Origin of the sequence: Streptomyces sp. NPDC058697 (assembly GCF_042715345.1) — a bacterium.
GTDB classification, from domain to species: Bacteria; Actinomycetota; Actinomycetes; order Streptomycetales; family Streptomycetaceae; genus Streptomyces; species Streptomyces liliifuscus.
Window position 1 is genome coordinate 93,194 of the sequence record NZ_JBHXSU010000002.1, and the last position, 17,772, is coordinate 110,965.

A 17,772-nucleotide genomic window follows, 5' to 3' on the forward strand; every position below is an offset into this window, starting at 1 on the left:
CCCAACGGAAAGCAGCATCAGCACTTGGTGACTTCGAGCGAAGGACGGCATTCCGCCGAAGGGATGGCCGGTGCCGTCCGCACGACGGTTGAGTTTCCGCTGGCCGGACTCTCGATCAGTCGAAGAGGCGGACGGACCGGCCATTGACCGCGAAGCCGCATGTCTGCACGGGTCGGAGCGCCCCTTAGGAGGAGCTAAACCTCAGGTCTTTCAGTTGTTCGGCGATGCGGTCCAGCACGTGCTTGTCGACGGCTGCCCGCAGGCCCGGCTTGGGGCCGAAGTGGCGTGTCACCAGCGCCGGCGCCAGTCCGGCCGCGGCCGCCATCGCCCGGATCGAGGTCGTATAGAAGCAGTTTCGGCGAACAACTCCAAGGCGGCCTCGCGCAGTTGTGCCCGCCCCGTCAGATCACGCTTCACCACTACCCGATGGCGCCGGCGTATCCACCCCGTCGCAGCGGCCGACTCAGCGGCGGCGCCCCTTTGATCCGGTCCAGCGCGGCGACGCCGAGTGCTGCCAGGCCGATCTGGATGAGCCGCTCGACCCAGTCGACGCCCTTGCTGTCGGCGACGTCGAACCCGGCCGCGATGCCCGTGCCGGCGAACGCGGCCGCCATGCCAACGAGGATGGTCCACAGCACACCGATACGTTGGCGGCCGGGGACGACGAACCGGCCCAGCACGCCGATGACGATGCCGATCACGATGGCGCTGACGATGCCCGAGATCTCCGTGGCTGCCCCTCTTCGCCAAGTCTGGTCATCTCAGGTGTGCCTTGAGGGTGATGGCACAGTCCCTTCCGCTTCATGCGGTGGGCGCACGGGGAAGCGCTGAAGACTCACTTCGAGATCGTCGAGAGCTCGTCGGGCGGCCGCGATCCGCTCGCGTAGCTCGCGTTCTGCCTCATCCCCTGTCACGGCAGGGGATGGCTCGACCGCACTCCGCGCCTCCTCCTGCTCGCGCTCCAGTTCGCGGGCCTCGTCCAGCGAGCTGATGACGACCCCGATGAGGACGTTGACCAGGACGAAGGAGGCGAGCAGGACGTAGGAGGCGTAGTAGACGATGCTCCAGCGGGAGATTTCCAGGCCAGCGCGGACCGCGTCGCCCAGACCGTCCAGGGTCATCAGGAGGAAGAGGGTGAGCACGGCGCGGCCGAGGGAGCCGAAGTGTCCGGGGTCGTTGTCGGCGAAGAAGACCCAGCCCACCATGGCGTAGACATACAGCAGCAGGGCGCCAACGAGCAGAAAGCTGAAAGTACCGGGCAGGCTGCGCCCGACCGCGACCATGAAAGTCCGCAGCTGGGGCAGGAACCGGGCCGTGCGCAGGACACGGGCCAGGCGCAGCAGCCGCAGAATGGTGCCGTTCTCACGGACGACGGGCAGGAACGCGGAGACCACGACGGCCAGGTCGAAGAGATTCCACGGGTCGCGGAAGAAGTCGCGCGGGCGGTCGACATGGGCGCAGACACGCAGGAGTATCTCGATCGTGAAGGCCGCCAGGAAGCAGTACTCGACGAGCTTCAGCTCCCCGTGCCAACGGTGAACGACTCCCGTGTAGGTCTCGATGCCGAGGACTACCGCGTTGGCAATGATCAGCGCGAAGACCGCGAGGGCGAACCAGCGGGCCTCGGTGAGGGCGCGACAACGTTCGGCCAGAACCTGGCGAGTGGTTAATCGCGTGGCCACGCCATCCGTCATCACGCGCTTCCAGCTCCCTCACCGCAAAATCGTGCATCACCCACCGGAAGTGGATCTTAGTAAGCGTGTGCCCCTCGGCGGTGACGGCAGGGTGAACTGTGCACTGGGACAAGGGCGTTGACCGCGCCCCCGGAGCCGGTCTGGCATGCCACGACGCCGCCGGTCTGCCTGCGGCCCACTGGACACGAATCAGGCGAGCGAACAGCCGGTGCGCTGGGCCGAGCGACTGACCGGACGGGCCTGGGGTCCCTGCCCCGCGCACTGGGCAGGTACCCCGAGTTCCCCCTTCACCCCGACTGCGGGTCCAGGAGGCGGGCCAGCAGGTCGTCGAGGGTGACCAGGCCGGTGAGCCGTCCGCTGTCGTCGCCGACCACGGCGAGGGAGGCGCGGTGCCGGCGCAGTTGCTCGATGGCGTGACCGACGTTGTCCTGTGCGGTCAGTTCCGGTACCGGGCGGGCGAGTTCACGAGCGGTGGCGGCCCTGCCGCGGGCGCGGGCGATCAGCGCGTCGCGGGCGTGGACGGAGCCGACGACCAGAGAACCGTCGCGCACGAGCAGGCGACTGCGGTCGTGCGCGGCCGCGGTGGCAAGGATGTCGTCGACGCTCGCCTGCGCAGGCACCGAGGTGATCTGGTCCGCCGGTACCTGGAGGTCTCCGACCGGGGTCTGCGGCTCGGTGAGCGAGCTGGTGATCAGCTCGGAATCGTCCTTGCTGATCAGCCCTAGCCGTTCCGACTCCGCCACCAGGTGGGTGAGCTGCTCGCGATTGTGGACCGAGGCGAGCTCGTCGCGAGGGGTCACCCGGCACAGCCGCACGAGGGCGTTGCTCACCTTGTTGAGCACAGAAATGAGAGGGCGTACGAGCTTGACGATTCCCCGGAAAGGCGGGGTCAGCAGCATCGCGGAACGCTCGGGGTGAGTGATCGCCCAGGACTTGGGGGCCATCTCGCCGACCACCATGTGCAGGAACACCACGATGATCATCGCGACGGCGAACGCGATGCCGTAACTCACCCCACTGGGCAGTCCCAGCTTCTCCAGCAGGGGGTCGAGTTCGTGGGAGATCGCGGGCTTGGAGATCGAGCCCAGGCCCAGCGTGCAGACCGTGATGCCGAGCTGGGCGCCGGCGAGCATGAGCGACAGTTCACGCATCCCGGCGAGCGCCGCCTTGGCGCCGCGCTGCCCCTCGGCCGCGGCCTTTTCCATGCGGTGCCGTTTGGAGGCGACCAGGGCGAATTCGGCGGCGACGAAGAAGCCGCTGCCGATCAGCAGCAGCACGGTGACGAAGAGCGCCATCGGGAAACTCACGCCTACTCCTCCTGACGGCTCTGCGCCAGCTGTTGCAGCCGGACGCGTTCGGGGACATGGCGGTCGAGTGTGCGTACGTCGATCACCGCGCGGCCGCCGTCGGGCAGTTCGACGGTGACGCGGTCGCCGATGGCCGGGAAGCGCCCGAGCCGGTCCACGATCAGGCCGGCCACGGTGTCGTAGTCGTCCTCCTCGGGCAGCTCGATGCCGGTTGCCTGGGCGACCTCGTCCAGGCGGCGGCCGGCGTCCACCAGCCAGCCGTCCCCGTCGCCCTCACGGACGGCGAGTTCCACGACCTGGTCGGACTCGTCGGCGATGTCGCCGACCAGTTCCTCGGCGATGTCCTCGTAGATGACGATGCCGGCCACGCCACCGTGTTCGTCCAGCACGACGGCGAACTCGTCGTCCCGCTCGCGCATCTGGTCCACCGCGTCGGGTAGTTGCAGCGTGTCGGGCAGCAGCAGCGGGGGCCGGGCCAGGGCGCCGGCCGTCGCGGCCTGATCGCCGTCGAAGCGGTCCGCGGGCAGTCGCATCAGCTCGCGCACACCGATCACGCCGATCACGTTGTCGGGGTGATCGTCGAGGACGGGGTAGTTGGAGTGCCCGTGCTTGGCGATCAGCTCCACCGTGGTGGCTGCGGAGGCGTCCTTGCCCACGAAGGCCACGTCCGCGCGGGGCACCATCACCTCGTCCAGCGTCCGCTCGTTGAACTCCAGGGCATGGTCGAGGAGTTGGGCAGTGCGCGGGGGCAGCTCGCCCCGCTCGTGAGACTCGCCGATGAGATGACTGAGCTCCTCCAGTGTGGCGCCGTGGTGCAGCTCCTCCACCGGTTCGATGCCAACCTTGCGGACCAGCTTGTTCGCCGCGCTGTCGAAGAGGTGCACCACCGGGCCGACAACCTTGAGGTACCCGAGGGTGGAGGCGGCCAGCGACTTGGCCAGCCGGTCGGGCACGGCGAGCGCGAGGTTCTTCGGCGCCAGCTCGCCGATCACCATCTGCAGCACGGTCGCCAGAACGAAGGCCAGGACGACGGAGATGCCGGGGATCGCGCCGTCGGGGGTGCCGATGCCCGTCAGGACGGGCTTGAGCAGCGCGGACACGGACGGCTCGGCGAGGAAGCCGACGACCAGGCCGGTGACGGTGATGCCCAGCTGGGCGCCGGACAGCATGAACGACAGCCGCTCCAGCACCTTCACAGCGCGGGCGGCCCGCTTGTCGCCCGCTTCGGCCTCACGGGCGAGCGCGAGCCGGTCGGCAGCGACGTAGGTGAATTCCTGGGCGACGAAGTAGCCGGTGCCGACGGTCAGGACGAGAACGGCAAGCAGGCCCAGTGCGGCACTCATCGAACACCACCCCGCGGTGTGCCGCGATCAAGCTCTTGCTGGCGGGGTGGTCGGGGACTGTGCCCCGGTGGGTCCGTCGGTGTGGCGGACACGGGCTTGCTCCTTGAGTTGGTGTGCAGCGGGTAAACGATTGTGACGGAATCCGCGTTCCCGGTCGCTGCCCACCGCGTCTGCGATCATTGTGCGACCATGCCCACCTGCGGCGTCGCGAGAGCCAGCCATGAAGGTTTTCCGCATCAGTGCACTTGCCGCATCAATGTCTGACATCCCTCACGAGGCTCGACTATACCTTCCCTTTACTCGCAGGTATCCGCGAGCCGAGGAGTCAGTAAATCCCTGGTCAACTTCCGTTGCGATCCGGAGTATTTCACTTCTGGCGTCAGGGCATGAATCTCCTGCGGAAACTAAACAAGCGAATGGGTGCCGCCGTCGGATACGAGGTACGCAGGGTTCGCCGCCCCGGCACGCCCGAGCCCGCAAGCCCGCCCGCAGCGGCGAAGGCCGCAGCAGCAGCGGGCAGGGCGAAGTACCCGTAGGTCGCCTTCCGCCAGCCGGAGAATCCCGCCGCTGACCGGCCGTTGAAGGGCCCGGTCTTCATCATGTGTCCGGTCCCGCTCCGGCTCCAGGCTGCTGCGGCCGCTGGGCACCCACCCGTACCTGCACGTCCCGCGCGAACTGCATGTCCGCCTCCCGGAGATGCGATGTAGCACCTGGCTCGCGGGGCGGTCCATGGACGTGCTCGGCCACGAGCGCGATGATGACCCACTGAACCCCCTTCGGCCGAGCGAAGGCTATCCGCGAGGACCGTCGAAGACAGCCTTCAGGACCGACGCTCCCGGCCACGCGAAGAAGCCGCGGACGGGTCCCGCCAGGGGACATGCCAGCACCATGTGCGGGCACCGCTCGGCGATCGCCGGGAACGCTATGTCGGACTCCTCCCGCAGGGCGCTGAAGAAGGCTCGGCCCTGGGACGACTGCCGCGATGTGGACCAGATGTAGCCCGGGCAGGAGGCCAGCGCGGTGTGCACGGCCTCGCGTGCGAGTCCTTGGCCCTGCCAGCCGCCGGCCACGGTAATGCAGTCGATGTAGCCGAGCCGGCAGGGATGGCAGACCTGGTAGTCGAGCAGACCGATCTGCCGTCTACCGCCATCCAGGATGTGTAAGGCCTGGCTGCCCCCGGTTGCCGTGGCAACCGTGTGTTCCATCCGTGGCACAGCCCGGACAGGTTTCCTCACTGGGATCGGGCCAGGTCTACGGCGTCCCGCTTGAAGGCCCACTCCATCTTCGGCTCCATCGAGAACCGGAGTAGGCGCTGCACGGGTGGTGTGCACAGCACGGTGATCACGACGACGGCGACGAGCGTTACGGCGATCGCCCCCAGCGGCCGGTGGATCCAGTCGGGCTCGTACCAGTCCCAGATGCGGGAACCCTGGATGAGGAAGCCGTGCAGCAGATAGCCGTACAGCGTTCCGGCCCCCAGCACCGTGAACCGCATCTTCCGACCTGGCACCCAGGCAAAGAAGCACGCGACCAGGACCACCGAGCAGCCGAACAGGGCCAAGGTCATCACCACACCGGTCCAGCCCGGGGCGGCCAGTTCCTGGGCGCTGTCGCGGCGGTAGAACCATGCTGCGTTCATCCGGGGCACCGCCCAGTACGCGACCGCCAGTGCCCCGGCGAAGACCGGGACGGCCAGGAGGCGCACCGCCCGGCGGCGTACCAGCTGGAAGTGTTCCGGCCTCAGGAGCAGCCCGAGCACGAAAAAGGGCAGGAACTGCAGGACGCGCTGCAGGTCGAGGTCATCGCCGATGTCCGGCGAGACGGAGGCCAGGACCGCGATGGCGAGCGCGAGCGGCAGCGGCAGCGGCCAGCGCACCATCTTCCACAGCGGCGTGGTCAGCCGCCAGACGAACAGCGCGACCAGGAACCACGTCAGGTACCAGGGATCCAGCAGGCTGATCGAGTAGCCGGGGTCGTCGTCCGCCCACCGCTTGAACAGCGAGTAGGCCACCTCGAAGAGCACATAGGGGACGGCCACGCCGGTGACCAGGCGCCGGATCCTGCCTGGGCTCGCGTCGAAGCTGCGCGAGAAGTAGCCGGAGATGACGATGAACGCCGGCATGTGAAAGGCGTAGACGGCGATGTACAGCGCGGCCGCGGCCCGACTGCCGCCGCGCAGCGGCTCCCAGGCATGCCCCATCGCCACCAGCACGATGGCCAGATACTTGGCGTTGTCGAAGAACGCGTCGCGCTGCTTGACCGGCTTCGCCGTTTCCGCTGCAGCGGCGGTGTCGCCCGCGGGAGGTTTCGGGCGCGCAAGCGGCAGTTGCGCCTGCGGCTCCGGGCCGACGCTCGGTCGGCGGAGCGCGTGGCGTCATTCACGGGCCCTCCCGAGACAACCCGGGCCCGTGGTCGCGCGTCCTACGTCCAATGCGGGTGTTGCGTCAGCGCAAAACATCTCCGGCACCTTAGCCACACGGCTCAACTCCCGTACAACCTGGCTGGATACGAGCCTGAGTGTGCCGGGCCGTTCTGTGCGAGGGCGCGCGCAGAACCGCTCGGCTCTCACGCGGCGGCCGGGGTCGGGCCGACCAGCTCTGTCAGAACGTCTTCCATGGTGACGAAGCCGAGCACGGTGCCCGTCTCACCGGTGACCGCGGCCAGGTGGCTGTCATTGGCGCGCAGCGCGGTGAGGGTGTCGTCCAGCGGGGTGTCGATGCGGACCTTGGTGACGGGGTGCAGGGCGCTGCACGGGAAGGGCTGGTCCCGGGCGGCAATGCCCAGGGTCTCCTTGATGTGAAGGTAGCCGAGCAGGGCCTTGTCCGGTCCAGTGACGGGGAAGCGGGAGTACCCGGCGCGGGCGGCCGTTCGCTCCAGTTCGGCCGGGGTGATCGCGTGGTCGACGGTGTGCATCTGCTGAGCAGGGACGAGGATCTCACCGACCGGGCGGGTGCCCAGCTCCAGCGCGTCGCGCAGCCGCTCGCCGTCGGCCGGTGAGAGCAGTCCGGCCTGGCTGGAGTCGAGCACCATGCGGGCAAGCTGGTCGTCGGTGAAGACCGACTCGACCTCGTCCTTCGCCTCGACCTTCAAGAGCTTCAGCAGCGTGTTGGCGAAGGCATTGATGCCAAAGATCACCGGCTTCAGCGCCCGGGTGAGGGCCACCAGCGGCGGTCCCAGAACCAGCGCAGTCTGCGCGGGCGCGGCGAGCGCGATGTTCTTCGGGATCATCTCGCCGATCAGCATGTGCAGATACGTCGCCACGGTCAGCGCGATCACGAACGCGACCGGATGCACCAAGGCGTGCGGAATGTGCGCCGTCTCGAAGGCAGGCTCCAGCAGGTGTGCGATGGCCGGTTCCGCGACCGCGCCGAGCACCAGCGACGAGACGGTGATGCCCAGTTGGGCGGTCGCCATCATCGCGGAGATGTGCTCCAGGCCCCACAGGGTCATCCGGGCCCGCTTGTTGCCCTCCTGGGCACGCGGTTCGATCTGGCCGCGCCGTACGGAGATCAGGGCGAACTCCGCGCCGACGAAGAACGCGTTGGTCAGCAACGTCAGCGCGCCGATGGCCAGTTGCAGGGCGGTCATCGGGACTCCTCCATGACCTGCCGGGGCACCTTCACCGGTTCCGTGATGCGGACGCGGTCCGCGCGGTGGTGCTCCACGTCCAGCACGTCGAGGCGCCAGCCGTCCAGGTCGAGCACGTCGCCCTTGGCCGGGATCCGCGCGAGGCGGGTGGCAACCAGTCCGGCGACAGTCTCGTACGGACCCTCCGGCGCCCGCAGGCCTATCCCGGTGAGCTCGTCGATCCGTATCCCACCGTCCGCCTCCCAGGCGGCCCGGCCGTCCTCGCCCAAGGGTGCGGGCAACAGGTCGGGCACCTCGATCGGGTCGTGCTCGTCCCGCACCTCGCCCACCACCTCCTCGACGATGTCCTCCACCGTCGCCACACCCGCCGTGCCGCCGTACTCGTCGATGACGACCGCCATCGTCCGGCTCGCCCGCATCCGCTCCAGCAACCGGTCGGCCGGCAGACTGTCGGGCACCAGCAGGGGCACCGTCGCCAGCTCGGTGACCGGCGTGACGGCCCGCTTCCCGGGTTCCAGGGCGAGTACGTCACGGATGTGGACGGTGCCGACGACCTCGTCCAGGCTGTCGCGGTAGACCGGGAAACGGGACAGCCCGGTGGCGTGCGTGAGGTTGGCGGCGTCGGCAGCCGTGGCATGCGCCTCCAGCGCCTTCACGTCCACCCGCGGAGTCATGACGTTCTCTGCGGTCAGCTCCCCCAGATGCAGCGTACGGACGAACAGCTCGGCGGAGTCCGCCTCCAGCGCGCCCTCGGCGGCCGAGTGCCGCGCCAGCGCGACCAACTCCTCCGGGCCGCGGGCGAAGGCCAGCTCCTCGGCAGGCTCCAGACCGAAGCGGCGCACGAACCGGTTCGCGGTGTTGTTCAGATGCCGGATGAACGGCCCGAACGCGGTCGTGAACCCGCGCTGCGGGCCCGCGACCACCTTGGCGACGGCCAGCGGCCGTGAGATCGCCCAGTTCTTCGGCACCAGCTCGCCCACCACCATCAGCACGACCGTGGACACGACCACGCCCAGCACGGTCGCCACGGACGAAGCCGCACCACCCAGACCGGCCGCCTGAAGCGGGCCGTGCAGCAGCGCCGCCAGCGACGGCTCGGCGAGCATTCCGATCACCAGCGAGGTGACGGTGATCCCCAGCTGCGCCCCGGACAGCTGGACGGTGAGCCGGCGCACCGCCTTCAGCGCACCGTCGGCACCCCGCTCGCCCGCCTCGGCGGCCCGCTCCAGATCACCGCGCTCGACGGTGGTCAGCGAGAACTCGGCCGCCACGAACACGGCACAGGCCAGCATGAGCAGAAGGGCGAGCAGGAGCAGAAGGGTCTCGGTCACCGTGCCACCCCCGCTTCCTCACGCGCATGCGGCGGGCGGGTCATGGCACGGCTGGTACTGGGAGGCTCACCCATTGCGGGACGTCGCTCCTTCTCGGCTCGGAGGGTCGGGCAGACCCTCGGGGGCGGGGAGGGCAGACACACCCTCCGGTTCATCCTAAAAGACGGGCAAAGCCACCTGGTCAAGTCCACTGCTGACCCGGCGGGCGACTCTTTTCGGACTTTCCCGCCGCAGGCCTCGGGAAACGGCCTCGACGGCCTCCGGCAACTCTATGCTTCTACGTGCTTGTAGAGGGAGAACGGGAGGGCTTTGCGGCTTGTTCCCGGGCACCTGCCTGCTCATCCCTCGCCTTTCGTCACGAGTTGCACACGCACATGAAGGAGTGGACGCCGCGATGGTGTTCAAACGACTGCTCGGCTCGCTCGGCGTGGGCGGGCCCACGGTGGATACGGTCCTCGATCCGGGCCCGGTCCTGCCCGGCGCCGGACTTTCCGGCCAGGTCCACCTCAAGGGCGGCGACGCCGACTTCGAGATCGAGCACATCACCCTGGAGCTGGCGGCACGGGTCGAGGCCGAGCACGAGGACGGGGAGCGCGAAGGCGCGGTCGTCTTCGACCGGTTCACCGTCGGCGGCGGTTTCCGGCTCGGCGCAGGCGAGCAGCACAGCGTTCCGTTCAGCGTGACGCTGCCCTGGGAGACCCCGGTCACCGAGTTGTACGGGCAGGCGCTGGGCATCGTGCTCGGCGTGCGCACCGAGCTGGCCGTGGCCGGCGCGAAGGACAAGGGCGACCTCGACCAGCTCAGGGTGCGCCCACTGCCCGCACAGGAGGCGATCCTCGAAGCCCTGGGCCAGCTCGGGTTCGGCTTCCGGTCCGCCGACCTGGAGCACGGCCGGATCGGCGGGACCGGGCAGCAACTGCCCTTCTACCAGGAGATCGAGCTCACTCCGGCACCGCAGTACGCACACGCTGTGAACGAGATCGAGCTGACCTTCCTCGCCTCGCCGGGCGGCATCGAGGTCGTCCTGGAGGCCGACAGGCGCGGCGGCCTGTTCTCCTCCGGCCGCGACGCCGTCACCCGCTTCACCGTCGATCACCATGACGTCGAGCACCGCGACTGGAACACCGAAGTCGACGGCTGGATCCAGCAGTTGGTCGAGCACCGGGCCTCGCACGGCTCGCACACCGCGTACGGCCACGGCGGGCATCACGGGCACGACGAGCATCACCACGACGGCCACCGCTCCGGTCCCGGCATGGGCACCGCCGTCGCCGCAGGTGCGGCCGGACTCGCGGTCGGTGTGGTCGGCGGCATGGTCGCGGCCGAGGTCGTCGACGAGGTCGGCGACTTCTTCGAAGGCGACGAGGAAGAGTGATCCGGGTGGGGGTGAAGCCAGCGGCACTTCACCCCCACCCCCGGCACCCCACCCCGGGCACCCCGCCCTCGTCACCCCGCCCTGATAGCTTCTACGTTGCTGTAGAAGAATGCGGCGGTCGGGGCCTCCACGGGCTCGGACCCACCTCTGACACGTACGGAGTTCTCATGGCCCTGTGGGACCGCATCAAGGATTCTGCGTCGACGATGCAGACCCAGCTGGTGACGAAGAAGAACGACCTCAAGAGCGGCGCCTTCCGCGATGCCAGCATGGCGATGTGCGCGCTGGTCGCGGCCGCCGACGGCACGATCGACCCGGCCGAGCGCCGCCGCGTCGCCCAGCTCATCACCACCAACGAGGTTCTGCAGAACTTCCCTGCCGACGACCTCCAGCGCCGTTTCGACAACAACCTCGACAAGCTGGTCGCCGACTTCGGCTTCGGCAAGGTCAGCGTTCTTCAGGAGATCGCCAAGGCGAAGAAGAAGCCCGCCGAGGCCCGTGCCGTGATCCAGATCGGCATCGTCATCGGGGGCGCCGACGGCGACTTCGACAAGACCGAGCAGGCCATCGTCCGCGAGGCTTGCTTCACGCTCGACCTGCCGCCGCACGAGTTCGACCTCTGACCGGAGCACCACGCGCATGCCGGGCCGCTGCCCTTGGGGCAGCGGCCCGGCATGTCGTCTTCGGCGGGAGCCGGCCTGCTGCCTGGTCAAGTCAGGTCAGGTCAGGCGGCGGATCCACCAGACGCAGAAGCCGGTCAGGGCCAGGGCGAGGCCGAGGTAGAGCCCGGTCTCGGCCCATTGAAGGGCCCAGAAGTTGCCGGCGGGCTGGTACGTCACCTGCTGCTGATAGCCCTGGGCGCCGAGGTCGCCGAGGCAGCGGTCGAACTGCTGCAGGGTGGGCGGCCCCGAATCGGTGTGCAGGCAGTCGGCGAAGGACGACGGCACGGGGACCGGCTGGCCCGCGGCGTTCAGTGTCTGTTGGGAGGTGACCCAGGCACCGGGCACTTCGGGGTGCGTGACGATCTCCTTGGCGCCCTCCTGGATGCTGATGGGGGCGCCGTCGGGCTCGATCGGCACGGTGATCCGGTCCGTGGCGGCCAGGTAGGGCCGGATCCACATCGGCGCGGAGATCTGGACGGCGGCGTAGACGACGAGTGTGGTTGCCATCGCGGGCAGGGTGCGGCGGATGACGAGGCCGAGGGCGACGCCCAGGACGAAGGCGAAGGCGGCATGGGCCATGGGGACGACACCCCGTGCGGCGAAGGCCACGGGGTCGAGTCGCGGGAAGTACGTGTCCGTCGCGCCACCGCCGTTGACAGCCCGGTCGATGGGGCTGCTCCACCAGCTCACCGCGAGTGTGGCCAGTCCGGCAGCGGTCATGGCGGCGGCCGTACCGAGGCCCAGCTTGGCCGCCAGCCAGCGTGTGCGGGTGACGCCCTGGTTCCACGCAAGATAGTGGGTGCCGGTCTCCAGTTCACGGGAGATCAGCGGCGCGCCCCAGAACATCCCGATGACCGCCGGCACGACGAGCACAACCACCAGTCCGGCGTAATAGACGCTCTGGTCCGAACTGGAGAGCCGGTCCACCAGGCTGCTACCTGCAGCCCGGTAGAGGTCGGCCAGCTGCGGGCCGGTGACGGCGAGGGTGGCGGCGAGGGCAACCACCACGGCGAACATCACGGCGGCCTGGGTGCGGAACTGGCGCCAGGTCAGCCAGATCATCGGAGGACCTCCAGTGCGGGTCGGGTGTCACGTACCGCATCGGCGGGCCGGGTCATGTAGGCCAGGACAATGTCTTCCAGACCGAGCGGGCTGACGGTCCAGGACGGGTCGTGGACCGCGGTGTCGGTGCGCACCAGGAGGGTGGTCTGCCGGTCGGTGTGACTGGCGGTGATGACGAACTGACCGGCCGGGAGCGTGTCCGGGTCCCGGCGCGGGCCGGTGAGCCGGTGGTGGCAGGCGATCAGGTCGTCGATGTCACCGGCCACCTGCACCCGGGAGTCGACCAGCACGATGACGTAGTCACAGGACCGCTCCACGTCGGAGACCAGATGAGAGGAGAGCACGACGCTCAGCTCCTGGTCGGCGACGGCTTCCATGAGATCCTGCATGAATTCGCGGCGGGCGAGCGGATCGAGGGCGGCGACCGGCTCATCGAGGATGAGCAGCTCGGGCCGCTTGGCGAGGCCCAGGGTGAGGGCGAGCTGAGCACGCTGGCCCCCGGAGAGTCTCCCGGCCCGCTGCTTGAGGTCCAGGCCCAGCCTCCGGATGCGCTCCTGCGCCAGGGTGTCGTCCCAGCCGGGGTTGAGACGGGCACCCAGCCGCACGTGGTCGGCAATGCTCAGGGAGGCGTAGGTCGGGGTGTCCTGGGCGACGAAACCGACCTTGGCCAGCTGCGACGGCCCGGTGGCGGGACGGCCACCGCACACTTCGATGGTCCCCGCGCTCGGGGTCAGCATGCCGGAGGCCAGGTTCAACAGGGTTGATTTTCCTGCCCCGTTGGGGCCGACGAGACCGACGACCCGTCCGGCGGGCACGTCCAGGTCGCAGTTCTGCAATGCCCAGCGCTGCTTGTACTTCTTGCCCAGGGCCTGGGCCCGTAAGACGGCGCTCACGCTACGTCCTCTCCAGCGGCGGTCCGAAAGGTGGTCATGAACAGGGCCTCGATGGACTCCTCATCGAGCCCGGCCAGGCGGGCCTTTGCCAGCCAGCGACGCAGGTCCTTGCGGAGCGGGCCGTGCGCGGCGAGCGTCGCGTCGGCCAGCGTCCGTGTCACGAACGTCCCCACACCCGGCCGGGCGGCCACCAGTCCCTCGTGCTCCAACTCGCGGTACGCCTTGAGCACGGTGTTCGGATTGACCGCCACCTGCCTGGCCACCTCCTTGACCGTGGGAAGCCGGTCCCCCTCCTCCAGCAGACCCAGCCGCAGCGCGTGGCGCACCTGCTGGACCAACTGTTGATACGGAGAGAGGCCGGACCGGTCGTTCAGGTGGAACTCAATCACCGGTTCCTCCATTTATCTAGGTGCCTAGCACTTTAGCTTCCTAGAGAGGTGGTGCGTCAAGGCACGCACGATGACATAGTCGGTACTGACAGCGTCCAACTCCGCCAGACGATCGAGGCGTTGGGTGACAGCGACACCACGCTCGCGCCCGGTCTCGGGGACGCGACAGCCAGTGAGGCCACCGAGACCGCGTGCGTTCGCAGCCGGCAGTTGGCAGCAACGGACCGGCGAAGTGATCCCCCGGATGCACGTCGTCTGCGACCGCTACCGAACTCGCCCTCAACCTGCTGGGACACGGGATGGGCCACACGAAAGGGCAGCTACGTGCGCGCACGGGGCATCAACTACGACACCGGGTTCCTCCCCGGACAGGAGCTCTCCCGCAAGACCTTCACTCCCGAGACGGTCCGGCAGGACATGGCGGTGATCTCCGGTCATCTCCACTGCGACGCCGTCCGCGTCTCCGGGCGCGAGCCCGAACGACTGAGCATCGCCGCCCGGCATGCCGCGGACGTCGGCCTCGAGGTCTGGTTCGCCCCCTTCCCTGTCGACCTTCCTCCTGACCAGCTGCTCCCGTTCTTCGCCGACTGCGCCCGTCGGGCCGAAGCCGTACGGCAGGCCGGCGCCGCTGTCGTGTTCGTTGCCGGCTGTGAAGTCACCGCCTTCTGCGGCGGCTTCATCCCCGGCGACACCTATGGCGACCGGCTGCGGGCCATGGCCGCCGCCGACATGGAATGGTGGTCCGCCCTCGGCCCGGTGCAGACGCGCCTCAACGAGTTCCTCCCCAAGGTCGCCGCAACTGTCCGCACGCACTTCGGAGGGCAGGTCACCTACGCGTCCGCCCCCTGGGAGTCCGTCGACTGGCGTCCGTTCGACCTCGTCGGCATCGACGCCTACCGGGCCGCCTACAACGCCGACAGCTTCCGGGACGAACTGCGCGGCCACTTCGCCCACGGCAAACCCGTCGCGGTGACCGAGTACGGCACCTGCGCATACCGGGGCGCGGGGCAACTCGGCGGCATGGCCTGGCAGGCGCCTCACGATGCGGTTCCCGATGAGGAGGAGCAGGTGCGCTACCTCACCGAGCTGTTGGACATCTTCGATGAGGAAGGAGTGGACACCGCACTCTGGTTCACCTTCGCCGGTTACAGCAGGCCCGGGCACCACGACCTCGGCTCCTACGGCGTCGTCCGGATGCTCGACGAGACCCACTGGGAACCGAAGAAGGCGTTCCACGCGATGGCGGCCAGGTACCAACGCCGGTGAAGCGTCAAGAACCCGCCGCGACAGCACCGGGTCCGCAGCACCCGTGTCGGTTCGCCTTCTCAGCCCCGGCTGTCCCTCTCTGTGACAGTCCGCCCGGCAAACCCCGCGATCGGTCGCCTCTTACAGCAGGGGTGAACCGGCGCGCCGTAGCAGGACCGGCGTGCTGCACTGAGGTGATGTCGCCCGCGTCGGTCACCTGGAGGTCCCCGGTGCCGTGCCCCATTGCCTGGCTCGCTGCAGACCGACCTGAACCGCTGAGACCCCTGAGGAACCGCTCCATCCCAGCCGAATCACCGGATGTCGTCGAGGGCGAGGTCGGTTCCGACTACGCGGGTCACCACACCCGAGACGGCATCAGCTTGAGTTTCAATTTCCGACTGCGGCCAAGAAGTTGCTGCGCGGCGCGAATGCACAGGCCGACCTTCCCGGCCCTGGGCGGGCCGACGGGCATCGGCGCGGGCCTGAGCGGCGTACGGCGTGATGTCCATCCCGGCGATGAACGTCTACGTCGGCGGCGAGGTCGCCAAGACCATCGTCGGCGTGAAGCCGAAGGCCGCGCTGGAGCGCGACCTTGCGGACTGCCTCGGCTGAAGCCGAGTCATCGCACGAAGACGAGTCACGGCCACATGACGGCTGGCGGACCTGGATGAACGCCGGGTTGGAGTAGAACCACAGGTCCTCCCAAGGGCTTTCCAGCCCGTCGGCGAGCGGCTCGGCCTCGTCGGTGCTCGTGCCTCGCACGCGCGCGTAGAGGTCTGTCTCGACCTTGGGCAGGGTGTGCTTGATGACGTACTCGCGCCCCTGCTTGCGCCAGTCGCCGGGGCCGAACCGCGCCACGACCTTCATCGTGGGGTTGGTGTCGGAGTCGAGGTTGACTTTCGGGCCGGTGACCTGCCCGACGATCCGGTCGACGCGCTGGACCTCCGGACGGTCACCGTTGGCGTTCGTGCCCTCGCGCGGCCGGAACCTGATCTCGATCACCTTCCACCGCCCACGCACCCGCGGAGTCCGCTGCGGACTCCTGTGGCTGCGCCGCAGGTTGCACCTGCTGCTGATCGACGCCGTCACCAACTCGGTGTCCGTGGCACTGGGCTGCGGTGTACAGAGGTGCCCGGGTCGCCGACCTGTGAAGAACCGGCCGACGGGGCACCGCCATGCGGCCTGTCGGCCGGAGTTTGTGTGCGGGCCCCGCAAGTCAAGGGTCCGCGTCGGTGAGGCACAAGGAGATCAGGGTTCGAGCCTCGGCCGCCGTATTCGCCGCGATGATCTCCCCGAGCGTCCGGATGCCGGTGGTGAAGGTCATCGACCTTGCCTGGCTCGCGGCAGGAAACGTACGCGGGCCCTCCCCGAGTACCACCGCTTGCGGTGGAAGAGCGTTCCGATGGTGGGGATGTGATGCCGTCCATGGACGGCGCCCCAGCGCGGGTACCGGGTGACCCAGACGGGAAGATCGAGGACCGCGCGTCGAAGATGTGCGGGACGGGCGTCACATTCGGCGGCCTCGTGGAGGCGGAAGATGAGGTTTTCCGCAAGTCGCTGATTGAACTTTGTCGCACGGGGGCGATGGCGTCGCGCACGCCAGCATCTGACCAATTGGCGTTGATGCATCAAACTGAATTGATGTATCTTCGCCATATGGGATCTCGCCCTTCGGACGTGGACGTCGCGCCGCCCGAGTTCGTCCGGCTGGCCGCGCATCCGCTGCGCTGGCGGCTGCTGACGGAACTTGGCGACGGCGACTATCGGGTCCGTGAACTGGTGGAACGTGTCGGGGAGCCGCAGAACCTGGTCTCGTATCACCTGCGGCTGCTGCGTGACGGTGGTCTGGTCACAGCCAGGCGCAGCAGCTTCGATGGTCGGGACAGCTACTACCGCCTGGACCTGGAGCGTTGCGCTGAAGCGTTGGCGGCCAGCGGTGCGGCCCTGCACCCGGCGTTGCGCCAGGCCCCCACACCACCGCGTCGTGCGGTCGTCGGGGCGCGAGCCCGCCGTGTTGCGGTGCTCTTCGTGTGCACCGGCAACAGCGCTCGCTCGCCGATCGCTGCGGCCCTGTTGCGCCACCACACCGCCGGCCGGATAACTGCGGACAGTGCCGGTACCCGTCCCAAGCCGCAGGTGCACCCGCATGCTGTCCGGGTGCTGCTCGAGTCGTTCGGCATCGACCTGTCCGGTCGGCGTACCCAGCACGTAGACGACCTGGCCGGCCGCCACTTCGACCACGTGATCACCTTGTGCGACAAGGCTCGCGAGGTCTGCCCGGAGTTCGGCCCGCGGCGGGTCCACTGGAGCATGGCCGACCCGGGCGCGGCCGGTGACACGGGCCAGGCCGGCTATGCGGCCTTTCAGCACGCGGCGGCAGACATAGACGTCCGTATCCAGCATCTGATGCCGGTCCTGAACACCCCCGAGACCGTTGCGAGGTCCCAGCCATGACCGCTCACGACGAATTCGTCGGCGTCCGCTACCTCGTCGATGACGTGCAGGCCGCCATCGACTTCTACACCACCCACCTCGGGTTCACGCTGCACTCCAGCGCCGCCCCTGCCTTCGCCGACGTGATCCGTGGCCGGCTGCGGCTGTTGCTGTCAGGCGCGGCGAGTTCGGGCGCCCGGGCCACCCCGAAGGAGGCTGCCGTCGCGGGCGGCAATCGCATCCACCTCACCTACGACGACCTCGATGCCGAGATCGCTCGGCTGCGCAGCGCCGGTGTTTCCTTCCGCAGTGAGGTCGTCTCCGGTCCAGGAGGACGCCAGATCCTGCTGGCCGACCCGGCAGGCAACCTCATCGAGCTGTTCCAGCCTGCCCGTCGGCCCACCGCGGCGACCAGCGCTGGCCAGGTGCGACGCTGACCGCTTCCTCACC

General features: G+C 68.8%; 17 protein-coding genes and 1 pseudogene. 6 read left to right on the top strand and 12 right to left on the bottom strand.

Annotated features, from left to right (window positions below):
• Positions 1–184: 184 nt before the first annotated feature.
• From ACFWXQ_RS04935 to ACFWXQ_RS04975, 9 genes are all read right to left on the bottom strand, one after another.
• On the bottom strand, positions 185–325 hold the full coding sequence (locus ACFWXQ_RS04935) for a hypothetical protein (protein ID WP_383943717.1): 141 nt from the start codon (positions 323–325) through the stop codon (positions 185–187).
• A 94-nt stretch (positions 326–419) separates the two neighbouring features.
• Entirely contained in the window at positions 420–725 is a 306-nt protein-coding gene (locus tag ACFWXQ_RS04940; RefSeq protein WP_383943739.1) for a GlsB/YeaQ/YmgE family stress response membrane protein, read from the bottom strand.
• Between the two features lie 36 nt (positions 726–761).
• A complete protein-coding gene (locus ACFWXQ_RS04945; protein WP_383943720.1) occupies positions 762–1,694 on the bottom strand; it encodes an ion transporter in 933 nt (310 codons plus the stop codon).
• Between the two features lie 287 nt (positions 1,695–1,981).
• On the bottom strand, positions 1,982–3,001 hold the full coding sequence (locus ACFWXQ_RS04950) for a hemolysin family protein (RefSeq protein WP_383943723.1): 1,020 nt from the start codon (positions 2,999–3,001) through the stop codon (positions 1,982–1,984).
• A 2-nt stretch (positions 3,002–3,003) separates the two neighbouring features.
• On the bottom strand, positions 3,004–4,344 hold the full coding sequence (locus ACFWXQ_RS04955) for a hemolysin family protein (protein WP_383943725.1): 1,341 nt from the start codon (positions 4,342–4,344) through the stop codon (positions 3,004–3,006).
• A 791-nt stretch (positions 4,345–5,135) separates the two neighbouring features.
• Positions 5,136–5,549: an N-acetyltransferase gene (locus ACFWXQ_RS04960; RefSeq protein ID WP_383943728.1), complete on the bottom strand. Its 414-nt coding sequence runs from the start codon at positions 5,547–5,549 to the stop codon at positions 5,136–5,138.
• Positions 5,550–5,575: 26 nt separating this feature from the next.
• Positions 5,576–6,670, bottom strand: coding sequence for an acyltransferase family protein (locus ACFWXQ_RS04965; protein ID WP_383943742.1), 1,095 nt, complete (start codon positions 6,668–6,670; stop codon positions 5,576–5,578).
• Positions 6,671–6,909: 239 nt separating this feature from the next.
• Positions 6,910–7,932 (bottom strand): hemolysin family protein, encoded by a 1,023-nt coding sequence (locus tag ACFWXQ_RS04970; RefSeq protein ID WP_383943730.1) that lies wholly within the window; start codon positions 7,930–7,932, stop codon positions 6,910–6,912.
• On the bottom strand, positions 7,929–9,263 hold the full coding sequence (locus ACFWXQ_RS04975) for a hemolysin family protein (RefSeq protein ID WP_386267567.1): 1,335 nt from the start codon (positions 9,261–9,263) through the stop codon (positions 7,929–7,931). Before ACFWXQ_RS04975 ends, ACFWXQ_RS04970 begins: the two co-directional genes overlap by 4 nt.
• 394 nt (positions 9,264–9,657) lie before the next feature.
• Here ACFWXQ_RS04975 and ACFWXQ_RS04980 point away from each other — a divergent pair, with 394 nt between their 5' ends.
• Both ACFWXQ_RS04980 and ACFWXQ_RS04985 read left to right on the top strand, forming a co-directional pair.
• On the top strand, positions 9,658–10,638 hold the full coding sequence (locus ACFWXQ_RS04980; protein WP_383957323.1) for a sporulation protein: 981 nt from the start codon (positions 9,658–9,660) through the stop codon (positions 10,636–10,638).
• 167 nt (positions 10,639–10,805) lie between these two features.
• Positions 10,806–11,261 carry a tellurite resistance TerB family protein gene (locus tag ACFWXQ_RS04985; protein WP_386267569.1) on the top strand — a complete coding sequence of 152 codons (456 nt, stop codon included), beginning with the start codon at positions 10,806–10,808 and terminating at the stop codon, positions 11,259–11,261.
• A gap of 96 nt (positions 11,262–11,357) precedes the next feature.
• Here the strand turns inward: ACFWXQ_RS04985 and ACFWXQ_RS04990 are convergent, their stop codons facing one another.
• The 3 genes from ACFWXQ_RS04990 to ACFWXQ_RS05000 are packed head-to-tail and all read right to left on the bottom strand — an operon-like array spanning position 11,358 to position 13,656.
• The gene (locus tag ACFWXQ_RS04990; RefSeq protein ID WP_383956540.1) at positions 11,358–12,362 is read right to left on the bottom strand and encodes a transporter; all 1,005 of its coding nucleotides are present in this window, start codon (positions 12,360–12,362) and stop codon (positions 11,358–11,360) included.
• Positions 12,359–13,255: an ABC transporter ATP-binding protein gene (locus ACFWXQ_RS04995; RefSeq protein WP_383956543.1), complete on the bottom strand. Its 897-nt coding sequence runs from the start codon at positions 13,253–13,255 to the stop codon at positions 12,359–12,361. Before ACFWXQ_RS04995 ends, ACFWXQ_RS04990 begins: the two co-directional genes overlap by 4 nt.
• The gene (locus ACFWXQ_RS05000) at positions 13,252–13,656 is read right to left on the bottom strand and encodes a GntR family transcriptional regulator (protein WP_383956546.1); all 405 of its coding nucleotides are present in this window, start codon (positions 13,654–13,656) and stop codon (positions 13,252–13,254) included. Before ACFWXQ_RS05000 ends, ACFWXQ_RS04995 begins: the two co-directional genes overlap by 4 nt.
• Before the next feature lie 312 nt (positions 13,657–13,968).
• Between ACFWXQ_RS05000 and ACFWXQ_RS05005 the strand changes: the two genes are divergently transcribed.
• The 4 genes and pseudogenes from ACFWXQ_RS05005 (at position 13,969) to ACFWXQ_RS05020 (ending at position 17,759) form a co-directional block, all read left to right on the top strand.
• Positions 13,969–14,910 carry a hypothetical protein gene (locus tag ACFWXQ_RS05005; RefSeq protein ID WP_383956549.1) on the top strand — a complete coding sequence of 314 codons (942 nt, stop codon included), beginning with the start codon at positions 13,969–13,971 and terminating at the stop codon, positions 14,908–14,910.
• A gap of 465 nt (positions 14,911–15,375) precedes the next feature.
• Positions 15,376–15,501, top strand: a pseudogene (locus ACFWXQ_RS05010) (thiol reductase thioredoxin); the annotation flags it as partial.
• An 804-nt stretch (positions 15,502–16,305) separates the two neighbouring features.
• Complete coding sequence (locus tag ACFWXQ_RS05015; RefSeq protein ID WP_386267572.1) at positions 16,306–17,343, top strand: ArsR family transcriptional regulator; 1,038 nt, start codon at positions 16,306–16,308, stop codon at positions 17,341–17,343.
• Positions 17,340–17,759, top strand: coding sequence for a VOC family protein (locus tag ACFWXQ_RS05020; protein ID WP_383949132.1), 420 nt, complete (start codon positions 17,340–17,342; stop codon positions 17,757–17,759). Before ACFWXQ_RS05015 ends, ACFWXQ_RS05020 begins: the two co-directional genes overlap by 4 nt.
• Positions 17,760–17,772: the final 13 nt, after the last annotated feature.

Coding starts and splice junctions, on each gene's coding strand:
- ACFWXQ_RS04935 (WP_383943717.1), bottom strand. CDS start 325: ATGGCGGCCGCGGCCGGACTGGCGCCGGCGCTGGTGACACGCCACTTC.
- ACFWXQ_RS04945 (WP_383943720.1), bottom strand. CDS start 1,694: ATGACGGATGGCGTGGCCACGCGATTAACCACTCGCCAGGTTCTGGCC.
- ACFWXQ_RS04955 (WP_383943725.1), bottom strand. CDS start 4,344: ATGAGTGCCGCACTGGGCCTGCTTGCCGTTCTCGTCCTGACCGTCGGC.
- ACFWXQ_RS04960 (WP_383943728.1), bottom strand. CDS start 5,549: ATGGAACACACGGTTGCCACGGCAACCGGGGGCAGCCAGGCCTTACAC.
- ACFWXQ_RS04970 (WP_383943730.1), bottom strand. CDS start 7,932: ATGACCGCCCTGCAACTGGCCATCGGCGCGCTGACGTTGCTGACCAAC.
- ACFWXQ_RS04980 (WP_383957323.1), top strand. CDS start 9,658: ATGGTGTTCAAACGACTGCTCGGCTCGCTCGGCGTGGGCGGGCCCACG.
- ACFWXQ_RS04985 (WP_386267569.1), top strand. CDS start 10,806: ATGGCCCTGTGGGACCGCATCAAGGATTCTGCGTCGACGATGCAGACC.
- ACFWXQ_RS04990 (WP_383956540.1), bottom strand. CDS start 12,362: ATGATCTGGCTGACCTGGCGCCAGTTCCGCACCCAGGCCGCCGTGATG.
- ACFWXQ_RS05000 (WP_383956546.1), bottom strand. CDS start 13,656: ATGGAGGAACCGGTGATTGAGTTCCACCTGAACGACCGGTCCGGCCTC.
- ACFWXQ_RS05015 (WP_386267572.1), top strand. CDS start 16,306: ATGCCGTCCATGGACGGCGCCCCAGCGCGGGTACCGGGTGACCCAGAC.
- ACFWXQ_RS05020 (WP_383949132.1), top strand. CDS start 17,340: ATGACCGCTCACGACGAATTCGTCGGCGTCCGCTACCTCGTCGATGAC.